Genomic DNA, 23443 nt, shown 5'->3' with positions numbered 1-23443 from the left:
CGTCTACGGCTCGATCCACGCCAGCGTCGCCATCCGCCCGGTGCGCTGGTCGCGGCGGTGCGAATAGAACCGCGCCGGGTCGCCGATGGTGTCGAGGCCACCACCGAAGATCCGCGCCGGCGGCAGCCCGGCCTGCTCCAGCCGGCACCGCGCGAGGGCGTAGAGGTCGACCCGCCAGTGGTTCGGCCGGGTGCTGGTGAACGCGCTGCCGGCGGCCCAGTCGCGCGCGACGAAGGCGTCGTAGACCTCGGTGCCGATCTCGTAACTGGCCGGCCCGGCGGCGGGACCCAGCCATGCCATCAGCCGTCCCGGCGGGGTCGCCATCGCGGCGACGGTCGCCTCCAGCACGCCCGCGGCCAGCCCGCGCCAGCCGGCGTGGGCGGCGCCGACCTCGCCGCCGTCGTCGGCGCACAGCAGCACCGGCAGGCAGTCGGCGGTGAGGATCGCCAGCACCGCGCCGGGTACGGAGGTGACCGCGGCGTCGGCCTCGGGTTCGTCGCCGGGTGGCGCGTCCGGGTCGCCGTCGACCCGCAGTACCGCGGTCCCGTGCACCTGCCGCAGCCACGCCGGCGTGGCCGGCAGGCGGGCGATTTCAGCCAGTTCCGCCCGGTTGCGTTGCACCGCCGCCGGGTCGTCGCCGCAGCGCAGGCCCATGTTGAAACGGTCGAACGGCGCCTGCGACATGCCGGCCCCATGCCGCAGGGTGGTGAAGCCGCGGATACCCGGTGGCGCCGGCCAGTCGGCTGCAAGCAGCGCCGGGTGCATCGCTCAGCGTCCCCGCTCGGCCGCGGCGCGGCTGTCGTCCTGCAGCGCCGCCACCAGCGCCTTCATGTCGGCCGGCATCGGCGCGCTGGTGCGGACGGGTTCGCCGGTCACCGGGTGGCTGAACTCCAGCGTCTCCGCGTGCAGCGCCTGGCGGCGGAAGCCACGCAACTGCGCGACCAGCGTGTCGGTTGCCCCGCGCGGGAGCTTCAGCGAGCCGCCGTAAAGCGGGTCGCCGATGATCGGGTGCTTGAGGTGCGCCATGTGGACGCGGATCTGGTGGGTGCGGCCGGTCTCGAGCCGGCACTCCAGCAGGGTGTGGGCACGGAAGCGCTCGCGCAGGCGATAGTGGGTGACCGCCTCGCGGCCGTCCTCGCGCACCGCCATCCGGATCCGGTCGCGCGGGTGGCGGTCGATCGGCGCGTTGGCGGTGCCGCCGGACACCAGCGCGCCTGACACCACGGCCAGGTACTGCCGGTGCACGTCGCGCGCCGACAGCTGCTCGACCAGCGCGGTGTGGGCGACCAGCGTACGCGCCACCACCATGACCCCCGAGGTGTCCTTGTCGAGCCGGTGGACGATGCCGGCACGTGGCAGCGCGTTCAGCGCCGGGTCCTTGTTCAGCAGCGCGTTGACCAGGGTGCCGTCGGGATTGCCGGCGCCGGGGTGGACCACCAGCCCGGCCGGCTTGTCGATCACGATCACGTGCTCGTCCTCGAACAGCACGTCCAGCGCGATGTCCTGCGGCTCCGAGCGGGTCTGGACCTCGAGGACGGCACTGACGGTGACCTGCTCGCCGCCGTGGACCGGGTCGCGCGGGCGGGCTTCGCGGCCGTCCAGCAGCACCTGGCCGGCCTTGATCCAGCCGGCCAGCCGCGAGCGCGAATAGTCGGGGAACAGCTCGGCCAGCACCGCGTCGAAACGGCGCCCCGCGGCACTGTCGGGGACCACGGCCTGGAGGGCGATGGCGGGTTCGGTCATCGGAATGCCTGGGTTAAGGGCGCTGCACGCGGGACTGCTATTATCGGCGCTTCGTGCCCCCGGCGCCCGTTGACTGCCCACATGACCGATCGCACCGCCCTGCCGCGCCCCTCCCTGCGGACCGTCGTCCTGCTGCTGGCCCTGGTGGTGTTCGCCAGCGGCTGCGCCCGCTTCGGCAAGATGTTCAAGGACGAGGAAGCCAGCGAGGGCGTGCCGGTCGAGCAGCTGTACGAGACGGCCCACACCTCGATGACGCGCGGCAACTGGGCCAGCGCCGAGACCACCTTCAAGCGGCTGGTCGCGCAGTACCCGTACGGCCCGTACACCGAGCAGGCGCTGGTCGAGACCGCCTACGCCCAGTACAAGGCCGGCAAGCACGAGGACGCGATCAGCAGCATCGACCGCTTCCTGCGCACCTACCCGACCCACCGGCTGGCGTCGTACATGTACTACCTGCGCGGGCTGGTGAACTCCAGCCGCGACACCGTGTTCCTGCAGAAGGTCTGGTCGCTGGACGCCAGCCGCCGCGACCTCGCCACCCCGATGCAGGCGTTCAACGACTTCCAGATCGTGACCACCCGCTACCCCAACAGCCGCTACGCCGCCGACGCCGAGCGCCGCATGGCCGAGCTGCGCGACCTGTTCGCCCGCCACGAGCTGGACGTCGCCCTGTACTACCTGCGCCGCACCGCCTACGTCGCCGCCGCCGAGCGCGCCACCTACCTGCTGGAAACCTACCCGCAGAGCAGCTACCGCAACGATGCCGTGGCCGCCCTCGCCGCCGCCTACACCGGGCTGGGCAACGAGACGCTCGCCAACGACGCCCGCCGCGTGCTGGCCGAGAACGAACCCGACCACCCCTACCTGCGTGGCGACTGGCCGGACTACCCGAGCGACTGGCGCAAGCTCAACCCGTTCGCCGGCGAGAAGTCGGCGCTGGACAACGACGAGTGACTTCGACGCCGCCGGGATACGAAAAACGCCGCCTCCGGGCGGCGTTTTCCGTCTAGCCCCGGTACCCGTTGCTGATCGGATACCGCCGCTCGCGGCCGAACGCCCGCCGCGACACCTTCGGCCCCGGCGCGGCCTGGTGACGCTTCCACTCGCTGATCCGGACCAGGTGCAGCACCCGGTCGACCGTCTCGGCGCCGAAGCCGGCGGCGGTGATCTCCTCGCGCGACTGTTCGAGGTCCACGTAGCGGGTCAGGATCGCGTCGAGCACGTCGTACGGCGGCAGCGAATCCTGGTCCTTCTGGTCGGCGCGCAGTTCGGCCGACGGCGGCCGCTCGATCACCCCGACCGGGATCACCGGGTCGCCCACCGTGTTGCGCCAGCGCGCCAGTTCGTAGACCTCGGTCTTGTACAGGTCCTTCAGCGGCGCGTAGCCGCCGGCCATGTCGCCGTAGATCGTCGCGTAGCCGACCGCGTACTCGCTCTTGTTGCCTGTGGTCAGCAGCAGCCCGTGGAACTTGTTGGTCAACGCCATCAGCATCGCCCCGCGCACGCGCGACTGCAGGTTCTCCTCGGTGGTGTCGACCGGCTGGCCTTCGAACAGCTCCGCCAGCGTGTCGAGATACCCCTGGAACGGCTTCTCGATCGGCAGCGTCAGCAGCCGCACGCCCTGCTCGGCGCATTGCTCGGCGGCGAGGTCGTTCGACAGGCCGGCGGTGTAGCGCGACGGCATCCGCACCGCGGTGACGTTCTCGGCGCCGAGCGCGTCGACCGCGATCGCCAGCACCACCGCCGAGTCCAGCCCGCCCGACAGCCCCAGCCACGCCTTCCTGAAACCGTTCTTGCGGCAGTAGTCGCGGGTGCCGCGCACCACCGCGCGCCAGGCCAGCGCATCGCGGCTCTCGTCGCCGTCCTCCATCCACTCGACCGAGCGGAAGCCGCGCGTTTCCGGGTCGTAGTCGACCACCAGCATCTGCTCGGTGAACGCCGCCGCGGCCGGGCGCACGGTGCCGTCGGCCTCGGCCACCAGCGAGCCACCGTCGAACACCACCGCATCCTGCCCGCCCACGCAGTTGACGTAGGCGATGGCGACGCCGTACTGGCGGGTCGCGTCCTCCAGCAGCGCGTCGCGGCGCGCGTGCTTGTCCCGCTCGAACGGCGAGGCGTTGATCGACAGGATCAGCTCGGCGCCGGCCTGCACCGTGGTGTGCAGCGGCTCGGCGAACCACATGTCCTCGCACACCAGCAGCCCGCAGCGCACCCCGTTGAGCTCGAACACGCAATCGCCGCCGTCCGGGTCGACCACGAAGTAGCGGCGCTCGTCGAACACGGCGTAGTTGGGCAGCTCGCGCTTGCGGTAGGTGTGCTCGATGCGGCCGTCGCGCAGGATGCTGGCGGCGTTGTAGACCACCGGGCCGTGCGACTCCGGCCAACCGACGATCGCGGTGATGCCGGTCGCGGCCGCGGCGACGCGCTCCATCGCCCGGTGGCAGTCGTGCAGGAAGCCCGGCCGCAGCAGCAGGTCTTCCGGCGGGTAGCCGCTGAGCGCCAGTTCGGGGAACAGCACCAGGTCGGCGCCGTAGTCGTCGCGGGCCTCGGCGATGAACTCGATGATCCGGTCGGCGTTGTCGAACACCGCCCCGACCGGGAAGTCGAACTGCGCGAGGGCGATGCGGAGGGGCTGGCTCATGGCGGCGTCGTGTCGGTTGCGAACGGGCATTATCCCGGAACGCCCACGGTACGGCCGCCGCCGTGAAGGCCGCCGGCAACGAAAAAGGCCACCCGGAGGTGGCCTTTTCCACTGCATCGCGCCGGCGGTTACTTCGCCAGGCGCTTGGCGATCGCCGCGCCGAGGTCGCCCGGCGACTTCACCGTGGTGACACCGGCCGCTTCCATCGCGGCGAACTTGCCCTCGGCCGTGCCCGAGCCGCCCGACGCGATCGCGCCGGCGTGGCCCATGCGCTTGCCCTTCGGGGCCGACGCGCCGGCGATGAAGCCGACCACCGGCTTGGTCACGTACTGGCTGATGAACTCGGCCGCCTCTTCCTCGGCGCTGCCGCCGATCTCGCCGACCATGATGATGCCCTCGGTCTGCGGATCGTCCTGGAACAGCTTCAGCGCGTCGATGAAGTTAGTGCCGTTGATCGGGTCGCCGCCGATGCCGATGCAGGTCGACTGGCCGAGACCGGCGTCGGTGGTCTGCTTGACCGCTTCATAGGTCAGCGTGCCCGAGCGCGACACGATGCCGACCTTGCCCGGCATGTGGATGTGTCCCGGCATGATGCCGATCTTGCACTCGCCCGGGGTGATCACGCCGGGGCAGTTCGGGCCGACCAGCACGACGTCGTCGTACTCGCGCAGCACGTTCTTGACCCGCAGCATGTCCAGCACCGGGATGCCTTCGGTGATGCAGACGATGACCTTGATGCCAGCGTCGGCCGCTTCCAGGATCGCGTCGGCCGCGAACGGCGGCGGCACGTAGATCACCGATGCATCGGCGCCAGTCGCGTCGACCGCGTCCTGCACGGTGTTGAAGACCGGCAGGCCGAGGTGCTCGGTGCCGCCCTTGCCCGGGGTCACGCCGCCCACGACCTTGGTGCCGTAGTCGAGCATCTGCTCGGCGTGGAAGGTGCCCTGCGTGCCGGTGAAGCCCTGCACGATCACCTTGGTGTTCTTGTCGATCAATACGCTCATGTCAGTCCCGCCTCACTTGCCCGCGACGGCGGCGACCGCCTTGCGGGCACCATCGTTGATGTCGTCGGCCGGCGTGATCGCCAGGCCGGAATTCTTCAGCAGTTCCTTGCCGGCTTCGACGTTGGTGCCTTCCAGGCGCACGATCACCGGCACCTTGACGTCGACTTCCTTGACCGCGGCGATGATGCCCTCGGCGATCATGTCGCAGCGGACGATGCCGCCGAAGATGTTGACGAAGATCGCCTTCACCTTGTCGCTCGACAGGATCAGCTTGAACGCCTCGGTCACGCGCTCCTTGGTGGCGCCGCCGCCGACGTCGAGGAAGTTGGCCGGCTCGCCGCCTTCCAGCTTGATCACGTCCATGGTCGCCATCGCCAGGCCGGCGCCGTTGACCATGCAGCCGATGTTGCCGTCCATGGTCACGTAGTTGAGGTCGTGCTGGCTGGCCTTGACCTCGGTCTCGTCCTCCTGGCGGATGTCGCGCATGGCGACCAGGTCCGGGTGGCGGAACGCGGCGTTGTCGTCGGAGTCGACCTTGCCGTCGAGCACGGCCAGGTTGCCGTTGGTGAGGATCGCCAGCGGGTTCAGCTCGACCAGCGCCAGGTCCTTCTCGTGGAACAGCTTGAACAGGCCCAGCATGATCTTCGCCAGCTGGTTGGCCTGCTTGGCGTTGAGGCCCAGGTCGAAGCCCAGCGCGCGGCACTGGTACGGCCGCAGGCCCTCGACGTAGTTGACGTTGATGGTCTTGATCGCCTCGGGCTTCTCGGCGGCGACCTGCTCGATGTCCATGCCGCCCTCGGCGGAGGCGATGAAGGTGACCGACTGGGTGCCGCGGTCGACCAGCACCGACAGGTACAGCTCCTTGTCGATGTCGGTGCCTTCGGAGACCAGCACGGTGTCGATCGGAAGCTCGACGCCGGCGGTCTGGTAGGTCGCCATCCTGGTGCCGAGCATCGCCGCGGCGTACTGCTTCACCTCGTCGAAGTTCTTCGCCAGCTTGACGCCACCGGCCTTGCCGCGGCCACCGGCATGGATCTGCGCCTTGACCACCCACAGGTCGCCCGGGATGGTCTTGGCGGCCTCGACGGCCTCTTCGGGGGTGCGGGCGATGCGCCCGGCCGGCACCGCGATGCCGTAGTCGGCAAAGAGCTTCTTTGCCTGGTATTCGTGAAAGTTCATGCGTCACCGAGGGGAGTTGAAGATGTCCCACGCGGAGGCGACCGGCAGGCGGCGCGGGCGCGAGGGGGCCGGCCATTGTCGCCGATCGGGCGGGGTCGGGCAAAACGTCCGGCAAAACCCGGCCCTCCGGCCATGCTGTGCCTATACTCGCGACGGGGTCTGCAACGGGGAATCACGCTTGCCGCAAGCCATGGCGACAGACACCGGCGACGCCGACAGCGCGCTGCGCCGCGAACTGCACTTCTACACCCTGTATCGCCTGCTGGAGGCGATGATGCTGGTGCTGGTGCTGTTCAGCCCGGTCGCCGACGTGCTCGGCCCGCCGCGCCACGAACTGCTGGCGCCGACCGTCGCGCTGTCGTACCTGGTGATGGCGGTGCTGCTGTTCGCGTTCGGGCGCCGCGGCGACCTGCGCACCGCGACACTGGCCGGCATCGGCACCGACCTGCTGTTCGGCCTGCTGGCGATCCACGCGGTCCCGGCCGCCGGTACCGGCATCGCGTTGATGCTGATGTTCAACGTCGGCGCCGCGGCGCTGCTGCTGCCTGCACGGCTGGGCCTGGGCGCGGCGGTGGTCGCGGTGCTCGGGATCATCGGTGAATACGTCTGGAGCGACCTGGTCGACGACACCGACCGGATGGTCGCCGAGCCGCTGATGTTCGCGGTCGGCTACCTCGCGCTGGCCACCCTGACCAGCATCCTCGGCCGCCAGATGCGCGCCAGCTACGACCTGGCCGAGCAGCGCGGGGTCGAGACCGCCCACCTCACCGAAGTCAACGAACTGATCATCCGCCGCCTGCGCACCGGCGTGCTGCTGGTCGACGGCCACAACCGCGTGCGGCTGGCCAACGAGGCCGCGACCCTGCTGCTGGGCGATGCCGGCGAGGGCCACCGCGACCTCGGCGTCGCCCTGCCCGAGCTGGCGCGGCGCCTGGCGGCGTGGCGGCAGGACGGCCGGTCCGACGAGACCCCGCTGCAGGTCGCCGTCGACCAGCCCGAGATCGTCCCACGCTTCACCCGCCTGCTGGCCGGCAGCGACCAGACCCTGGTGTTCCTCGACGACACTTCGCTGGTTTCGCGCCGCGCCGAATCGATGACCCTGGCGACGCTGGGGCGGTTCTCGGCCAGCCTCGCGCACGAGATCCGCAACCCGCTGGCCGCGATCAACTACGCCGTGCAGCTGCTGGAGGAATCCGACGACATCGCCACCGCCGACCGCCGCCTGCTGGAGATCATCCGCCAGCAGGGCGTGCGCATGAACGGCATTGTCGAGAACGTACTCGGCCTCGCCCGGCGCGAGACGGCCAAGCCCGAGTACGTCGAGCTGACCGGCTTCGTCCGCCACTTCGTCGACGACTACCGCGCCGGCCACCCGCTCGAGAACGACACCCTGCGCACCACCGCCGACCGGCCGCAGATCGCCGCACTGGTCGACCCGCGCCAGTTGCACCAGGTGCTGACCGTTCTGGTGCACAACGCCCTGACCTACGGCCGCATGCCCGGCGAACCCGCCCGGGTGACCCTGCACGTGCAGCTGGACCCGCTGAAGCAGCCGCTGATCGACGTGATCGACCGCGGCCCCGGCATCGCCGATGGCGTCGCGCTGCAACTGTTCCGCCCGTTCTTCACCACCTCCGGCCACGGCACCGGCCTGGGGCTCTACATCGCCCGTGAACTGTGCCGGGCGAACCAGGCGTCGCTGGATTTCGTGGCGCTACCGGGCGGCGGGAGCTGCTTCCGGGTGAAGTTGTCGGGGGTGGCGGTGCGGGGCGGGGGGCCCCTCCAGGCGTCATGCTGAGGGCAGCCGAAAGGCTGCTGGCGGCCGGGTTTGCCCGGCCCCAGACGATTCAGGGTCAGGCCACCGCCATCTCCGGCGAGGGCTGGGCCAGCGCCGCGTAATCAATCGTATCGTCGCCACCCTGGTACAGCCGGCGAGGGTCGATCGCACGCGTGCGGTCGGTATCGAAACCGGCCAGCGAATCGGTGACGTACTCGTCGAAGAACGCCAGGATCCTCGGGTCGGTCAATGCCGGTTGCTTCCAGGCCTCGCGCAGCGCCCGATGGAATGGCCGCAGCGTGCCAGGGTCGGCCTTGAGTACCGCGTCGCTGTCGTCCAGGAACAGCTGGTCGTACTTGTCCAGCGCGGCGATCAGGGTTCCGGCATCCGCCGGCATGGTGTTGACGCGAGCCCCCTGCATGATCACGTCCCAGTGCAGCGCTTCATAGCGGCGGGTTCCCCACGCGGCACTTCGTGCATGTTCAAGCCGGTCAAGTTCGGCCTGCTTGGCCTGGCGCTCGACCGCCAAGGCATCGTCGTAGGCCTGCAGGCGTTTGTTCTCCCAGTTGACATCACCCCGCTTGGCCGCGTTGAGCTTGCGGCCGACGTGGACGATCCGCCAGCGGAAGTACATCTTCATGTGATCGGTGACCAGCCGGCCGATCGGTTTGCCGCCCCAGCCGACGGTGGCCATGTAGTGGTTGTAGCGGTCGCTGAACTCGGCTCGGGCCGCAACGTCTGCAGGCTCCGGCGGCAGGAAGTCATCCTTGATTCGCGACTCGGCGGTGTGGATATCCACTAAGGGCACGCCCGCTTTTATCGCAGCGTCATACATCGCCTTCAGCGGCACCAGACTGAGCATCGCGAAGCGGTTGCGGTTGCGCCCGCCCTCGCCGGGGCGATAGCCACCGCCGACATTGGAATGCACGCCCGGGTATACCGCCTCGACGCAGTTGGCCGGGTACTTCCCCTCCTCCAGCACGGTGTCGAGTGGAAAGGAGTTGCGGATCTCGTGCGCGGCGCAGTAGTGCACGCACTGCTCCACCATCGCCGGAATGCGCAGATTGCCGGCCCAGCCCATATGACCATCCGCGTTGCCGGCCACCTGCACGGCCAATGCGCCGAGCAACGGAGAGACCGCCGAGACGGTCGCGGCCTCGCGGCTGTACTTGCGCAACATGGCATTTGCGCCGACCGAGGCCACCGTGTCGAACAGGCCCATGAAGTACAACCGGGTCGGGTACTTGCCCTGCCAGCGCCCGCCGCGCCCAGCGGGCCGTCCGCATTTGTCGTTGATCCGCAGGGCGAACGCACGCGCGAGCGCCGCACCGCGCGAAAAGCCGAACAGGGCGATGTTGATCGAGCGGATCTTGTTGACCGGGTTGCGGGCGCGGGCCTCGGCGGCCTTGATCCGCCGCTCGACCTCCTTCATTGCCCACTTGAGCCGCTCCTCGCCGCTGCCCAGCGCCAGTGCGGCATCCACAGTGCCACCCTCATCGCCGACCTCGCGAAACGGGGTGCCGATTCCTGGGACGTAGAAGCTGTATCTGCCAGCACTTTCTGAGTCATCTTTTCGCGCGCGATGCAGCCGCGCCACGTTGCTGTGCTCGAACGTCGGAGCATCGATCTTCTCATTGTTGCCGGTGCCGTCGAAGAAGATTGTCAGCCACAGATCCTCCTGACAGTCGGCGACCGCCGCGTCCGCGTCGGGCAGCCGATCGGCCATGGCCGCGAACCGGGCCGAGGCCGGGGTGCCCAGCATCCGGTCAGGCGAGGCCCGCTCGGTCGGAGCTTGCGGGTAGATCACGTTCATCGCACGGACTCCGGCAATGCGGGCTGCCCACCCAGCGCCGACTGCGGTGCATCGCTGCGGTCGATCTGCAGCATCGGCGGCGAGTGATCCGCCGTCATCCGCAACTGCACGCTGCCGTCGGGCATGAAGTGCACTTCCAGATAGGCCGGGTCCTCCGGCACCGGCCCGTCCAGCACCGCGATGGCTTCGTGGTGTTCGTCCGGCACAACGATCCTGCCGTCGGGACCGCGCTGGTAGCCGAACATCCACTCCACCCGCATCTCGACCGGCAGCGGATAGTTGGGGTCGTAGACGGCGCAGCAGACCGTGCTCCCCCCACCCGAATCGCCGTGACTCTTGTTGACATTGCCCCCACCCGCCCCATCCACCGAGAACCGGTCGATATAGCGGTCGGTGTAGTTGTAGCCAACGACGCCGAGCATCACCGGGTCTTCCTTGCAGCCGGCCAGTGCCGGCGTCAGCAGGCTCAGCAGAAGAAGCGAGCGGGCGAGATGTGCTGTACGAAGTTTCATGCTGCCTCCATCCGGTGCAAATAGGCTTTCAACAAGCTGCTGGACCGTGCGTGCTCGACGCACTCCACCCACTCCTCACGTGCCCACCAGTCTGGGCCGTGCTCGATCGCCAGGCTCAGTGCCAAGGCCTGGTCACGCGGCGATTGAAGTCCGCGCTGCAGGCATTCCGCCAACTGCGCGACTGCCAGCGGATGCCGTTCCTCGTCCGCCACCGCCGCCAGCACCTCGGGGGTCTGCTGCCGCAGCATCCCCAGCATGGCGTCCGCTCGGGCCGATGCGCCAAGCACCTTCATGTCTTCTCGCGAAAGGCGGCAGGGGCCGTCCTGCAGGGGGTCATGGGCGGGACACTTCAACTGCAGCCAAGCCCATCCCCCCCGCCGGTTGGATACCAGCGCCTCGTCACCAAACGCCATGAGTCTGTCGCGCACCTCGACTGGCAACGATTGATGCAGGGACAGGAAGATCCGACTGTCCCAGAAACGAAGCATCATGTCGTCGCCGTCGGCAATGACATCAATGCGTCGTTGCAGGCGCGCCACAAGCTCGGAGAGCGACAGCAACGTGGCGATCAGCAGGCACCGGGGAAGCTCGGCACTCTGCCCATCAACGACCTGCAGCAACCGTTCGTTCTCGCTGTCGTCAGCCAGTGCAAACAGCCTCGGCGCCACCGCCAATGCATCGGCATTGGTTGTGCGAGCCGCGAAGAGATTGACTTGCGCGGTCCTCGGCATCCGTTGCACCGGCTGCCACTGCCCAACGCTTCCCTGGTCGCCATCGACCAAGGCAAACACACCGCGTTTGGCCGCCCGTTGCTCCTGGAACCAGGTTTTGGCACCGCCCACAGTCGTCCGCTCCGGCAGATCGAACTCAGCCATTCTTCGCCGCCAGCGGCGCGCCCTGCACCTGCGCCTTGAGCATGCACTCCACACACACCGAACCCGGGAACTCGGGCAGCGGGTATTCCTCTTCCGCCCCACCCACAAACGACTTCTTCCCCGCATGCACGGTGATGTTCCCCGGGCACGCGACGCTGATGTTCCCGCCTTCGATGGTGATGCTCGCGCCGCCTTCGGTGGCCAGGTGCACGGTCTTGCCGGCGGCCAGTTCGACTTCGCCGTTGGCGCTGATGACCTTCAGCGGGTCCTTGGACTGCAGTTTCAGCACGTCGTTCTGCGCTTCCAGCCGCAGTTCGCCTTCGGCGGTGACCAGCGCCAGGGCGTGGGCGGCGGTGACCCCGCCTTCCACCGCGCCGGCCAGCCAGCCGATCGCCTGGCCGGCGTGGATGCGCAGGTCGCCGGCGATCGCGAGGTTGCTGTCGGCGCCGCTGGCGACGGTCAGGGTCTCGCCGGTGCTCCAGTGCAGGCTCTGGCCGGCTACCAGGCCGATGCCGGCCGGGGCCGACAGTCCCAGCAGGGCGTCGCCGCTGTGCGGGACGCGGTCGGCGCCGGCAGCGGTGCTGCGCTGCGGGGCATCGGCTTCGGCCTCCGGGTAGCTGGCGCCATCGACGGTGGTCGCGGCGCTTGCGTGCAAGGCGGCCAGTGGTGACTGGTCGCCGATCAGCGTCGACTGGTTCGCCTTGGCTGCGCCCTGGTGGGCGGCCAGCTTGACGGTCAGGTGGGTGCCGGCGATGTCGCTGAAGCTCTGGCCCAGTTGGGTCGCCTGCTTGAGCAGGGCGGTGGCGGCGACGTGCTCGCCGGCCGGGGCGTCGGGGCCGTTGCCGTAGGCGCTGACCCACAGGCCGCGCTGGCCGCGCACGGCGCCCCACTGGTCGGTGCGCAGCTCGAACCCCTCGCCACGGAAGCTGCCGCGGAAGTTGTCGGCCTGGTGGACCAGGTGGCCCAGGTTGAGCTCGCTGGCGGCGTGGGTGGTCGCCAGTTGCAGGCGCAGCTGGCCGTCGCTGTCGTCGAACACCAGCCGGTTGTGGCCGGGGCCGAAGAACTCCTTGCTCTTGAATCCCGACAGCGCCGCCGGATTGCGGTGGCCGTCGGCGTCGCCGCTCATGCCGTGCCACGCCGGGGCGTGGCCGCCGGCCAGGTTGCCCTGCGCGCTGGGGCGGTGGTCGCGGGCGTCGGCGTACAGGCGGGCGGTGTCGTCGTCGCCGCCCTCGCCGCCCGGGGTCGGGGCGATGCCGGCCTCGCCCTGGCCGTTGTAGAGGCTGGCCAGCACGATCGGCCGGTCGATGTCGCCGTCGAGGAAGCCGACCAGCACCTCCTGTCCGATGCGCGGCAGGAACTGGCTGCCGACGCCGGGGCCGGCGTAGCGCTGGCTCACGCGCAGCCAGCAGCTGTCCGACGCGGCGGCGCCGCCGGCATCGCGCTGGAAGTGGAAGCGCACACGCACGCGGCCCAGCGCGTCGCTGTGCAGTTCGCCGCCTTCGCCGACCACCACCGCGGTCTGGTAGCCCGGCGCGGTCGGGCGCGGGTTCATCCGCAGGCCGGTGTCGTCGACCAGCACCGGGCGCCAGTCCAGCGCGCGCGGCACCGCGGTGAAGGCGTTGCCGTAGCCGACCGCTTCGGCGCGCGCCCACACCGCCGACCACGCGGCGCGCGACAACGTGCCCGGCAGCGCCATCGACGCCTCCGGCATCAGCGGCAACACGTCGCGCACGGCGTCGGGCAGGTTGTTGATGCCGGCCTGCTGCACGGCCACCAGCAGCAGTTCGTCGGGCGTGCCGCCGCCCAGTTCGGTCACTCCGGCTCGCACCGCCAGCCAGCGACCGGCCCGGAAGCTGCGCACGGTGGATCGACCCAGCCAGCCATCGCGGCGCGCGGCCTCGGCGTCGGCCATCAGGCCGGCGTAGCGCGCGGCCTCGGCGTGGTCGGCGAAGGCGTAGGCACCGGCGGGGTCGTACACCTCCAGCGCGGCGGCGGTGTCGGCGGCGTTGCCAAGCGGGATGCTGGCGCCCAGCGCACCACCCTTGTAGTCGTGGCTCAGCAGGGTCAGCGCGGTCGCGCCGATCCCGACCGGGCGGCCCAGCGCCTGGATGCTGTCGGTCGCTTCGGTCGCGTCGCTGCGGTGGAAGCGCACGCCCCCACCGGCCTCGGCCGTCGCGTCCTGCGGGCCGTCACCGCTGCCGGCAAACAGCACCAGCCGGTGCCCGCCGGCGGCTTCCTCGGCCTCCTCGATCCGCCACGCCAGGCCTTCCTCGGCCAGCAGCCGGCTGACAAAGTCGAAATCGGTCTCGCGGTACTGGACGCAGTAGCTGCGCGGGCGCGCGCCGTCGAGGAACGGCCCGACCTCGTCGCCGACCTGCCACGCCGCATACGGTGCATAGGCGTCGAACACCGACTCGATGATCCCGACCACGCCGCGGTCCTGGTACACCCGGCTGTGGCGGCCCTGCGTCAGCAGCCAGGTCCACGGCACCAGGCTCACGCGGTAGCGGGCCAGCCCGCCGTCGGAACCGATGCAGGCGGCCTCGCGGACCAGCCCGCTGCGCGGGATGCGCGAGCCGTCGGCGGCGCGCGTCCACAACGTCGCCCTCTGGCCGACCAGCCCGTCCAGCGGCAGGCGGGCGTCGACCGACAGCAGGTCGACCAACCACTCGAACCCTTCCGACAGCGCCTCCCAGCCGTGCCAGCGGTCGACCACCAGGCCGCCACCGAAGGCGCCCGGCGGACGTTCGAAATCAAGCGAATACAGGCGGTCCGCGCCGTCGAGGCGGGACAGGGCGGCGAGCGCCGCGGCGGGAACAGAAGCTCCGCTGTTCATATACGTCTCTCCATAGACGCCCTAAAGCTTACCCGAACCCGGCCGTTAACGGCACGTTGACCCCGGCCCGGCGGGGTGGGCGAAGCCGCGGAATCGCCCGAAACGTGCGGCGCCACCGGGGTTTTGCCGCATCGGCTTGTTAAGCTATCGTGACGGATGGAGGATCGGATGTCAGAAACCCGCAGCGCACTGGTGATCGACGACGAGCGCGATATTCGCGAGCTGCTCGTCATGACGCTCGGCCGCATGGGCCTGCGTTGCGACACCGCATCCAGTCTGGCCGACGCGCGCAACCAGCTTGCGCGCAACCGCTACGACCTGTGCCTGACCGACATGCGCCTGCCGGACGGTTCGGGCATCGACCTCATTGCCGAGATCACCCAGAAGTTCCCCAATACCCCGGTCGCGATGATCACCGCCTTCGGCAACGTCGAGGACGCGGTGGAGGCGCTGAAGGCCGGGGCGTTCGACTTCGTCTCCAAGCCGGTGGAACTGGCCGTGCTGCGCGACCTGGTCCGCCACGCGCTGGAGCTCAACGAGCCGCAACCGCCCGCCGCCGACGCCGTCGCCTCGCGTCTGTACGGCCAGTCGCCGGCGATGACCACGCTGCGCCAGACCATCGGCAAGGTCGCCCGCAGCCAGGCACCGGTGTACATCGCCGGCGAGTCCGGCGTCGGCAAGGAGCTGGTGGCCCGCACCATCCACGCCGAAGGCGGCCGCGCCGCCGGGCCGTTCGTGCCGGTCAACTGCGGCGCGATCCCGTCGGAGCTGATGGAGAGCGAGTTCTTCGGCCACAAGAAGGGCAGCTTCACCGGCGCCCACGCCGACAAGCCCGGCCTGTTCCAGAGCGCCGACGGCGGCACCCTGTTCCTCGACGAGGTGGCCGAGCTGCCGCTGGCGATGCAGGTCAAGCTTCTGCGCGCCATCCAGGAAAAGTCGATCCGCCCGGTCGGCGCCAACGCCGAGGTCACCGTCGACGTCCGCATCCTGTCGGCGACGCACAAGGACCTGGCGCCGATGGTGGCCGACGGCCGCTTCCGCCAGGACCTGTACTACCGCATCAACGTCATCGAGCTGCGCGTGCCGCCGCTGCGCGAGCGCCGCGAGGACCTGCCGGGGCTGTGCCGGAAGATCCTCGACCGGCTGTCGGCGAGCCTCGACCGGCCCGCGCCGACGCTCGGCGACGACGCCCTCGAGGCGCTGCAGCAGTACGCCTTCCCCGGCAACGTGCGCGAACTGGAGAACATCCTCGAGCGCGCCCTCGCCCTGGCCGACGGCGACACCCTCGGTGCCGACGACCTGTCGCTGCCGCGCCTCGCCGTCGCCCCGGCACAACCCGCGCCGCCACAGACCCCGCAGAGCGCCGCCGCCGCCAACGGCATCGACCCGCGCACCGTCGACCCGCGCGACACCGCCACCAGCGCCCTGCCCTCGTACATCGAGGAGATCGAGCGCGCCGCCATCCAGCACGCCCTGCAGGAAAACCGCTACAACAAGACCCGCACCGCCGCCGCCCTGGGCATCACCTTCCGCGCGCTGCGGTACAAGCTGAAGAAGCTGGGGATCGACTGAGAGGCGCGGGGAGCGGCCTCAGTACCCCGCCTCCCGCTCGCGCTTGACGGCAACGGCTTTGCTCGAATCTCTAACGGTCTATACCCGTATCTATGAAGAAACGGATATAGTCTCGAACATTCGCATAGAGATCCCGGTTGCGGGTGCTGCGCAGCTTCATCGGCAATGTCACCCTCAGCGCCGGGGGCGTTGATCTCACCCTGGGGGTCGATCCGGAACTCGGTCATGCCGACAGCGGGGACCTCGAAGGCGACCTCAAGGACATGCTTATTGCCATCGGCCAAGCTGCAAAAGCCGCCAGCCAGCCGGTCGCGATCCTCATCGACGAACTGCAATACGTATCCAAACGGGACCTGGCGGCGTTGATCCGCGGCATCCATGCCGTCGACCAGGAAGCCCTCCCGCTGCTGCTGTTTGGCGCGGGCCTGCCCCAGCTTGCCGGCCAGGCCGGTGACGCCAAGAGCTACGCGGAGCGGCTGTTCGACTTCCCACGCCTGGATCGCCTGGGCACAGAAGACGCGAACAAGGCGATCCGTGAGCCGGTAGAGGACGAAGGCGCCCGAATCGACGACGACGCCCTTGCGGAAATCTACGAGCAGACCCGCGGCTACCCCTACTTCCTGCAGGAGTGGGGATACAACGCCTGGAACGCCGCGTCGGGCGACAACATCACCCGCCAGGACGCCAGGACCGCGACCGAACAGTCCATCCAGAAGCTCGACCGCTCATTCTTCCGTGTCCGCTTCGACCGCCTTACCCCGCTGGAGCGGGACTACATGCACAACATGGCGGGCCTCGGCGAAGGGCCTCATCGCTCGTCCGACGTAGCCTCGGCGATGGGCCGAACCGCCAGCGGCGTCGGCCCGACGCGCGACAGCCTGATCAAGAAGGGGATGATCTTCGCACCCGAGCATGGGCTGGTTGCCTTCACCGTGCCGCTGTTCGATCAGTTCATGCGCCGCGAAATGGGTTGACACAAGCAGCCATCACCACCGGACTCAATAACCGGCTTCCCGGGCGTGTCGTACCGCCAGAATGACCGCATCGGCCCCATCGAAGCGATACAGCACCACATAGCCGCCCGCACCGGACTCGACCAGCCACTCGCGGAACTCCGGCTCCAGATCGGCGGCGGGCCTGCCAGCGGCGGGGTGCCGCTCCAGCACCGCGACGCCACTCCGGATCGCGCGGATCGCGCGCCGCGCGACATCCTCTTTCTTCGCCAGCAGGAAGCCATGCAGCCGGGACAGGTCCTGCAGCGCCTCCGGCGTCCAGATCAGCCGTGGCATTCCGGGGCATCCGCATCCGTGCCTGCCTCCAGCGCCGCCATCCAGGCATCCGCCTCCCCCGCCGTGACGTGAAAACCCGTCTCCTGATAGGCCGCCCACGCGGCAAGGCCGGCCTGCCGGAACGCTTCGCGCTTCTCCTCCCGCTCGACGTACTGCGCCACGGCCTCACGCATCAGCCAATGCGCGGAACGATGACGCGCCTGCGCCAGGCGTTGTACCCGCTGCTTCAACTCGGGGTCGATCTTCAGGCTGGTGGTTGCAATGGCCATGGGACGAGGTTCAAAGGTGTTACCTGGTACAACTTTACACCACCAAGACCCGGAGGAACCCGCTTCGCCCGATGCTGCCGGAAAACCGGCAGAACACCATCAGCACCCCGCCGTATCCACCAACGTGACCATTCGCGTCACAGCCACCGCAGCCAATTGGACCTTTTGCGTCACCCTGGTAGACGGCGCCGCATGGCAACCGTGACCGCATCTCCAGAACGCGACATGAACGCTCAAGAATCGAAGTTGGCACGCTTGGTGCGTAGTCTAATTGGCACGTGCCACTGAGCACGGCAGCCCGAGGACCGGAACGCCGGTTCGGACGGCACGTGAAGTACCACCACTCCTAGGGGAAACAACATGAAGAAGCAGCAAGGCTTTACCCTGATCGAACTGATGATCGTCGTCGCGATCATCGCCATCCTGGCCGCGATTGCGATTCCGGCCTACAACGACTACACCGCGCGCGCTCAGCTTTCCGAAGCCTTCACGCTGGCCAGCGGCCTCAAGACTCCGGTCGCCGAAGCATTCGCGCAGAACAACGACCCCACGGTCTCGTGTGTCGTGCCGCCGAACTCCGTCACCAGTGGCAAGTACGTGGCCACCGTTGCCACCAATGCCGCCTCTCCGTGCGTCATCACCGCGACGATGGCGGCGACGGGCGTAAACAATAAGGTCGCTGGCGCGACCGTAACGCTGACCTTCACCCCGGCCACGGGCGCCTTCGCTTGCGCCACCTCGGCCCCGGCGGAAGTGAAGCCGAAGGCTTGCATCTAATTTAAGTGGATACGCTAGAGACCCCGGTCGAATTGGCCGGGGTTTTTTTGTTTGGCCTCTTGTCTCCTTGGCACGTTACTGTGTACGTGGAGTCGACATGTGACCGATATGAGCACTGTTGCTAGTGTCAATCTGGTAGGTATCACGGGCATCGCCCGCCGGCTCGTCATGGACGGCGCCCTCGACGAGGCGGCGGCGCGGCAGGCCATGGCGGCAGCGACGGCCGAGCGCAAGCCGCTGACCAACTATCTGCTCGACAACCGGCTGGTGGCGCCGCCCCAGGTGGCCGCCGCCAACTCGATCGAGTTCGGCGTGCCGCTGCTGGATCCGTCGGCAATCGACCCGGCACAAACTCCGGTCAAGCTGGTCAACGAGGAACTGCTCCGCAAGCACTGCGTCCTGCCGCTGTTCAAGCGCGGCAATCGGCTGTTCGTCGGCATCTCCGAGCCCACCAACACCCAGGCGCTGGACGAGATCAAGTTCCAGACCAACCTGACGGTCGAAGCGATCCTCGTCGACGAGGACAGCATCCGCCGCCATATCGACCGCTGGCTGGAGTCGGCCGATGCGCTCAGCGACGCCATGGGCGGGGACGACGAGGGACTGGATACGCTGGAGGTCGGCAGCGACGACGACGTGGCCGGCGGCGATGCCGGCGTCGATGCCAAGACCGACGACACCCCGGTCGTCAAGTTCATCAACAAGGTGCTGGTCGACGCGATCCGCCGCGGCGCCTCGGATATCCATTTCGAGCCCTACGAGACCGAGTACCGGGTGCGCCTGCGCATCGACGGCCTGCTCAAGCAGGCGGCCAAGGTTCCGGTGAAGCTGCAGCAGCGCATCGCCGCGCGCCTGAAGGTGATGGCGCAGCTGGACATCGCCGAGAAACGCGTACCGCAGGATGGCCGCATCAAGCTCAACCTCAGCAAGACCAAGCAGATCGACTTCCGCGTGAGCACCCTGCCGACGCTGTTCGGCGAGAAGATCGTGCTCCGTATCCTCGACAGCAGCGCGGCCAAGCTCGGCATCGACAAGCTCGGCTACGAGGACGACCAGCGCGACCTGTACCTCGCCGCAATCGCCAAGCCCTACGGGATGGTGCTGGTCACCGGCCCGACCGGCTCCGGTAAAACCGTCTCGCTGTATACCGCGCTCAATATCCTCAACGACGAGACCCGCAACATCTCCACCGTCGAGGACCCGGTCGAAATCCGCGTGCCCGGCATCAACCAGGTGCAGATGAACACCAAGCGCGGCATGACCTTCGCCGCCGCGCTGCGCAGCTTCCTGCGCCAGGACCCGGACGTGATCATGGTCGGCGAGATCCGCGACCTCGAGACCGCCGAGATCGGCATCAAGGCCGCCCAGACCGGCCACATGGTGCTGTCCACCCTGCACACCAACGACGCGCCGCAGACCATCGCGCGCCTCATGAACATGGGCGTGGCGCCGTTCAACATCACCTCGTCGGTGACCCTGGTGGTGGCCCAGCGCCTGGCGCGGCGCCTGCACGACTGCAAGAAGGAAGTGCACCTGCCCGAGCACGCCCTGCTGGCCGAGGGCTTCACCGCCGAGGAGATATCCAGCCCGAACTTCAGGATCTACGAGCCGGTCGGCTGCCCGGACTGTACCGAAGGCTACAAGGGCCGCACCGGCATCTACCAGGTGATGCCGATGAGCGACGAGATCCAGGAGATCGTGCTCGCCGGTGGCAACGCGATGCAGATCGCGGACGCAGCGCAGGCGGCGGGGATCCGTGACCTGCGGCAGTCGGCGTTGATGAAGGTGCGCAACGGCATCACCAGCCTGGCCGAGATCAACCGGGTGACCAAGGACTAACGCACCTCGCTGCACTTGTGACCGCGGTTGCTATCCCGACGCGGAAGGTCAGGATATGCTGGCAAACGGCATACCCGGCCGGACGCCGGAGGTGCCGACCGGTCGCGGCGGGGAGCCGTGAACTGAATGGGGAGGATGCGCTGCGGCGCATCGCATTGCTGCAACTGCCAAGCGTTACTGGGGGCCAACCATGTCCGCGACCCGATCCGCCGCCAAGCCGAGCACCCCCGTGCGTCGCGCCGAGGCCCTGTCGATGTATGTCTGGGAGGGCACCGACAAGCGCGGTGTCGTGATGAAGGGCGAGCAGGTGGCGAAGAACGCCAACTTCCTGCGCGCCGAGCTGCGCCGGCAGGGCATCACGCCGAAGGTGGTGAAGCCCAAGCCGAAGCCGCTGTTCGGGAGTGCTGGCAAGCCCATCACACCACTCGACATCGCCATCTTCAGCCGCCAGATTGCCACGATGATGAAGGCTGGCGTCCCGATTGTTGGCGCGCTGGAGATCATCTCGAGCGGCAACAAGAACATTCGGATGCAGAAGATGGTCAACAGCATCCGCACCGATGTGGAGAGCGGTTCTTCGCTGAGCGAAGCCATCAGCAAGCATCCGGTCCAGTTCGACGAGCTTTACCGCAATCTGGTAAGGGCCGGTGAAACCGCAGGCGTGCTGGAAACGGTTTTGGATACGGTCGCCACCTACAAGGAGAATCTCGAAGCGCTCAAAGGTAAGATCAAGAAGGCGATGTTTTATCCTGCCATGGTGATGGCGGTGGCTTTGCTCGTCAGTGCCATCTTGTTGATTTTCGTAGTCCCAACCTTTGAGGATGTTTTCTCAAGCTTCGGTGCCGATCTACCTGCCTTCACCAAGTTGGTAATCGCGCTGAGCGACTTCATGGTGGCCTGGTGGTGGCTGATCGCCCTGACCCTCGCGGGCGCCGCCGTTGTAATCATCATGGCATTCAAGCGTTCGACGGCGTTCCAACACTTTGTTGATCGCATGGTGCTGAAGCTTCCGGTGATCGGCCAGATCATGCACAACTCATCGATCGCGCGGTTCTCCCGAACGCTGGCGGTGACCTTCAAGGCCGGCGTCCCCCTCGTCGAGGCGCTGGATACCGTCGCCGGCGCCACCGGTAACACCGTCTACGAAAAGGCTGTCCATCGTGTCCGCGACGACGTCGCCGTTGGCTATCCCGTCAACATGGCGATGAAGCAGACCAACATGTTCCCGCACATGGTGGTTCAGATGACCGCCATTGGTGAAGAAGCCGGTGCGCTGGACACCATGCTGTTCAAGGTCGCCGAGTTCTACGAGCAGGAGGTCAACAATGCGGTCGACGCGCTGTCGAGCCTGCTGGAACCGCTGATCATGGTGTTCCTCGGCGTGATCGTCGGCGGCATGGTCATCGCCATGTATCTGCCGATCTTCAAGCTCGGTGCGGTGGTCGGCTAAGCTCCTCCGATGGCATTCCTCGACCACAACCCCGAGATCGGCTTCCCGCTGGCAGCCGGTTTCGGCCTGCTGCTCGGCAGCTTCCTCAACGTCGTCATCCTGCGCCTGCCGCGGCGGCTGGAATGGCAGTGGAAGCGCGACGCCCACGAGGTCCTCGAGGAGCCCGACACCTACGACCCGCCGCCCCCCGGCATCGTGGTTGAGCGCTCGCATTGCCCGCACTGCAAGCACCAGCTGTCGTGGTACGAGAACATCCCGGTGTTCAGCTGGCTGGCGCTGCGCGGCAAGTGCCGCAACTGCAAGGCACCGATCTCGGCGCAGTACCCGTTGGTCGAACTGCTGACGATGGTGCTGATGGTCGCCTGCGTGTGGCGCTTCGGCTTCGGCTGGCAGGGCTTCGGGGCGATGGTGTTCACCGGGTTCCTGATCGCGCTGTCCGGCATCGACCTGCGCACCCAGCTGCTGCCCGACCAGCTGACCCTGCCCTTGATGTGGCTGGGCCTGATCGCGGCGGTCGACAACCTGTACATGCCGGCCAAGCCGGCACTGATCGGCGCGGTGGTGGGCTACCTGAGCCTGTGGGTGGTGTGGTGGGTGTTCAAGCAGCTCACCGGCAAGGAAGGCATGGGCCACGGCGACTTCAAGCTGCTGGCGGCCATCGGTGCCTGGACCGGGCTCAACGGGATCCTGCCGACCATCCTGCTGTCGTCGCTGGTCGGCGCGATCCTCGGGTCGATCTGGCTGGCCGCCAAGGGCCGCGACCGCGCCACGCCGATCCCGTTCGGCCCGTACCTGGCCGTCGCCGGCTGGATCGCCTTCTTCTGGGGCGACGCGATGGTGGACGGGTACATGCGCTACGCGGGGCTGGGCTGAGGCGCACTCCGCACGGCGCAGGAACGGGTCGGGCGCTCGGGGTTTGTAGGAGCGACGTAAGTCGCGACCCACGGACCGGACATTTTCCCTTCGATCAACGCGCGGCTCCGGTCGCTCGATCGGCACATTCGCGTTCCACACAGCACTGGCGTGAGGCCAGTGGGTCGCGACTTACGTCGCTCCTACAGGACGCGGAGTCCGCGGGCGCCGGGCCGACTCATGGCATCCTGCGCCGCATGAGCGAGTTCATCATCGGCGTAACCGGCGGGGTCGCGTCGGGCAAGAGCGAGGTCACGCGGCGTTTCGAGGCGCTGGGCGTTGCCGTGGCGGACGCCGACGTGGCGGCGCGCGAGGCGGTCGCGGTCGGGTCCGAGGGGCTGGCGGAAGTGGTGGCCGCGTTCGGACGCGACGTGTTGGCCGCCGACGGCTCGCTGGACCGGGCGGCGATGCGCCGGCATGTCTTCGCCGACCACGCGGCCCGACTGCAGCTGGAGGCGATCATCCATCCGCGGGTCCGGCGGATGCTGCGGGATCAGTGCGAGTCCGCCGCCGGCGCCTACGCGTTCGCGGCGATCCCGCTGCTGGCCGAGGGCGGTGGCCGCGCGGCATACCCGTGGCTGGACCGGGTGCTGGTGGTCGATGTGCCGGTCGAGGTGCAGCGCGAGCGCGTAATGCGCCGCGACCAGGTCAACGCCGCGCTGGCCGAGTCGATGATCGCGGTGCAGGCGAGCCGGGAGCAGCGGCTGGCGATCGCCGACGACGTGATCGTCAACGATGGCCCGCTGGACGCTCTGGACGCCCATGTCGCGGCACTGGACGGGTTGTACCGGGCGCTGGCAGCCGGAATGGCGGGGGCCGCGATGTAGGAGCGACGTAAGTCGCGACCCGCTGACCATTCGGTGGTTGACGTTCAACGCGTCGTTGCGGTTCTGCCACGCCACGCGCGGTCCGTGTTTGCGCGGTCGCCTGATTGGCGTGCGCGTTGAACGTCGCA

At 68.4% G+C, this 23443-nt stretch carries 20 protein-coding genes; 9 read left to right on the top strand and 11 right to left on the bottom strand.

Going from position 1 to position 23443, the window contains the following annotated elements:
* Positions 1-3 precede the first annotated feature (3 nt).
* Together pgeF and rluD are read right to left on the bottom strand one after the other, a co-directional pair.
* Positions 4-765, bottom strand: a complete 762-nt coding sequence (gene pgeF, locus N799_RS07540) for a peptidoglycan editing factor PgeF (RefSeq protein WP_036210275.1) — start codon at positions 763-765, stop codon at positions 4-6.
* 3 nt (positions 766-768) lie between these two features.
* Complete coding sequence (gene rluD, locus N799_RS07535; protein ID WP_036210272.1) at positions 769-1743, bottom strand: 23S rRNA pseudouridine(1911/1915/1917) synthase RluD; 975 nt, start codon at positions 1741-1743, stop codon at positions 769-771.
* An 81-nt stretch (positions 1744-1824) separates the two neighbouring features.
* On the opposite strand from rluD, the gene N799_RS07530 reads away from it, so the two are divergent.
* Positions 1825-2697, top strand: a complete 873-nt coding sequence (locus N799_RS07530; RefSeq protein WP_036210268.1) for an outer membrane protein assembly factor BamD — start codon at positions 1825-1827, stop codon at positions 2695-2697.
* Between the two features lie 52 nt (positions 2698-2749).
* On the opposite strand, the gene N799_RS07525 is transcribed toward N799_RS07530, so the two are convergent.
* The 3 genes from N799_RS07525 to sucC form a co-directional block, all read right to left on the bottom strand.
* The gene (locus N799_RS07525; protein ID WP_036210265.1) at positions 2750-4384 is read right to left on the bottom strand and encodes an NAD+ synthase; all 1635 of its coding nucleotides are present in this window, start codon (positions 4382-4384) and stop codon (positions 2750-2752) included.
* Positions 4385-4512: 128 nt separating this feature from the next.
* A complete protein-coding gene (gene sucD / locus N799_RS07520; protein ID WP_036210262.1) occupies positions 4513-5388 on the bottom strand; it encodes a succinate--CoA ligase subunit alpha in 876 nt (291 codons plus the stop codon).
* Between the two features lie 12 nt (positions 5389-5400).
* A complete protein-coding gene (gene sucC / locus N799_RS07515) occupies positions 5401-6567 on the bottom strand; it encodes an ADP-forming succinate--CoA ligase subunit beta (RefSeq protein ID WP_036210259.1) in 1167 nt (388 codons plus the stop codon).
* Between the two features lie 190 nt (positions 6568-6757).
* On the opposite strand from sucC, the gene N799_RS07510 reads away from it, so the two are divergent.
* On the top strand, positions 6758-8365 hold the full coding sequence (locus tag N799_RS07510; protein ID WP_036210256.1) for a sensor histidine kinase: 1608 nt from the start codon (positions 6758-6760) through the stop codon (positions 8363-8365).
* Positions 8366-8420: 55 nt separating this feature from the next.
* On the opposite strand, the gene N799_RS14375 is transcribed toward N799_RS07510, so the two are convergent.
* The 4 genes from N799_RS14375 to N799_RS07490 are packed head-to-tail and all read right to left on the bottom strand — an operon-like array spanning position 8421 to position 14380.
* Entirely contained in the window at positions 8421-10157 is a 1737-nt protein-coding gene (locus N799_RS14375) for a phospholipase effector Tle1 domain-containing protein (protein WP_052101347.1), read from the bottom strand.
* Positions 10154-10669, bottom strand: a complete 516-nt coding sequence (locus N799_RS14370) for a DUF3304 domain-containing protein (RefSeq protein WP_052101346.1) — start codon at positions 10667-10669, stop codon at positions 10154-10156. Before N799_RS14370 ends, N799_RS14375 begins: the two co-directional genes overlap by 4 nt.
* Complete coding sequence (locus tag N799_RS07495; protein ID WP_036210252.1) at positions 10666-11544, bottom strand: DUF4123 domain-containing protein; 879 nt, start codon at positions 11542-11544, stop codon at positions 10666-10668. Before N799_RS07495 ends, N799_RS14370 begins: the two co-directional genes overlap by 4 nt.
* The gene (locus N799_RS07490; RefSeq protein ID WP_036210249.1) at positions 11537-14380 is read right to left on the bottom strand and encodes a type VI secretion system Vgr family protein; all 2844 of its coding nucleotides are present in this window, start codon (positions 14378-14380) and stop codon (positions 11537-11539) included. The genes N799_RS07495 and N799_RS07490 overlap by 8 nt, the downstream gene beginning before the upstream one ends.
* A gap of 168 nt (positions 14381-14548) precedes the next feature.
* Here N799_RS07490 and N799_RS07485 point away from each other — a divergent pair, with 168 nt between their 5' ends.
* Positions 14549-15952, top strand: a complete 1404-nt coding sequence (locus tag N799_RS07485; protein WP_036210388.1) for a sigma-54-dependent transcriptional regulator — start codon at positions 14549-14551, stop codon at positions 15950-15952.
* A gap of 143 nt (positions 15953-16095) precedes the next feature.
* Positions 16096-16926, top strand: coding sequence for an ATP-binding protein (locus N799_RS07480; RefSeq protein WP_203225039.1), 831 nt, complete (start codon positions 16096-16098; stop codon positions 16924-16926).
* Between the two features lie 24 nt (positions 16927-16950).
* On the opposite strand, the gene N799_RS07475 is transcribed toward N799_RS07480, so the two are convergent.
* Together N799_RS07475 and N799_RS07470 are read right to left on the bottom strand one after the other, a co-directional pair.
* Positions 16951-17241: a type II toxin-antitoxin system RelE/ParE family toxin gene (locus N799_RS07475; protein ID WP_036210244.1), complete on the bottom strand. Its 291-nt coding sequence runs from the start codon at positions 17239-17241 to the stop codon at positions 16951-16953.
* Positions 17229-17510, bottom strand: coding sequence for a CopG family ribbon-helix-helix protein (locus N799_RS07470; protein WP_036210241.1), 282 nt, complete (start codon positions 17508-17510; stop codon positions 17229-17231). The genes N799_RS07475 and N799_RS07470 overlap by 13 nt, the downstream gene beginning before the upstream one ends.
* Before the next feature lie 360 nt (positions 17511-17870).
* Here N799_RS07470 and N799_RS07465 point away from each other — a divergent pair, with 360 nt between their 5' ends.
* The 5 genes from N799_RS07465 (at position 17871) to coaE (ending at position 23315) form a co-directional block, all read left to right on the top strand.
* The gene (locus tag N799_RS07465; RefSeq protein ID WP_036210238.1) at positions 17871-18287 is read left to right on the top strand and encodes a pilin; all 417 of its coding nucleotides are present in this window, start codon (positions 17871-17873) and stop codon (positions 18285-18287) included.
* Positions 18288-18395: 108 nt separating this feature from the next.
* The gene (pilB, locus tag N799_RS07460) at positions 18396-20126 is read left to right on the top strand and encodes a type IV-A pilus assembly ATPase PilB (protein ID WP_036210235.1); all 1731 of its coding nucleotides are present in this window, start codon (positions 18396-18398) and stop codon (positions 20124-20126) included.
* Positions 20127-20316: 190 nt separating this feature from the next.
* The gene (locus tag N799_RS07455) at positions 20317-21576 is read left to right on the top strand and encodes a type II secretion system F family protein (protein ID WP_036210233.1); all 1260 of its coding nucleotides are present in this window, start codon (positions 20317-20319) and stop codon (positions 21574-21576) included.
* 9 nt (positions 21577-21585) lie between these two features.
* Positions 21586-22449 (top strand): prepilin peptidase, encoded by an 864-nt coding sequence (locus N799_RS07450; RefSeq protein ID WP_036210230.1) that lies wholly within the window; start codon positions 21586-21588, stop codon positions 22447-22449.
* Between the two features lie 236 nt (positions 22450-22685).
* A complete protein-coding gene (gene coaE, locus N799_RS07445; protein ID WP_036210227.1) occupies positions 22686-23315 on the top strand; it encodes a dephospho-CoA kinase in 630 nt (209 codons plus the stop codon).
* The last annotated feature ends 128 nt before the right edge of the window (positions 23316-23443 follow it).

Origin of the sequence: Lysobacter arseniciresistens ZS79, assembly GCF_000768335.1 — a bacterium.
In the GTDB taxonomy this organism is placed as follows: Bacteria; Pseudomonadota; Gammaproteobacteria; order Xanthomonadales; family Xanthomonadaceae; genus Novilysobacter; species Novilysobacter arseniciresistens.
The sequence above is the reverse complement of the archived record's forward strand: the minus strand, read 5'-3'. Positions and strand labels throughout refer to the sequence as shown.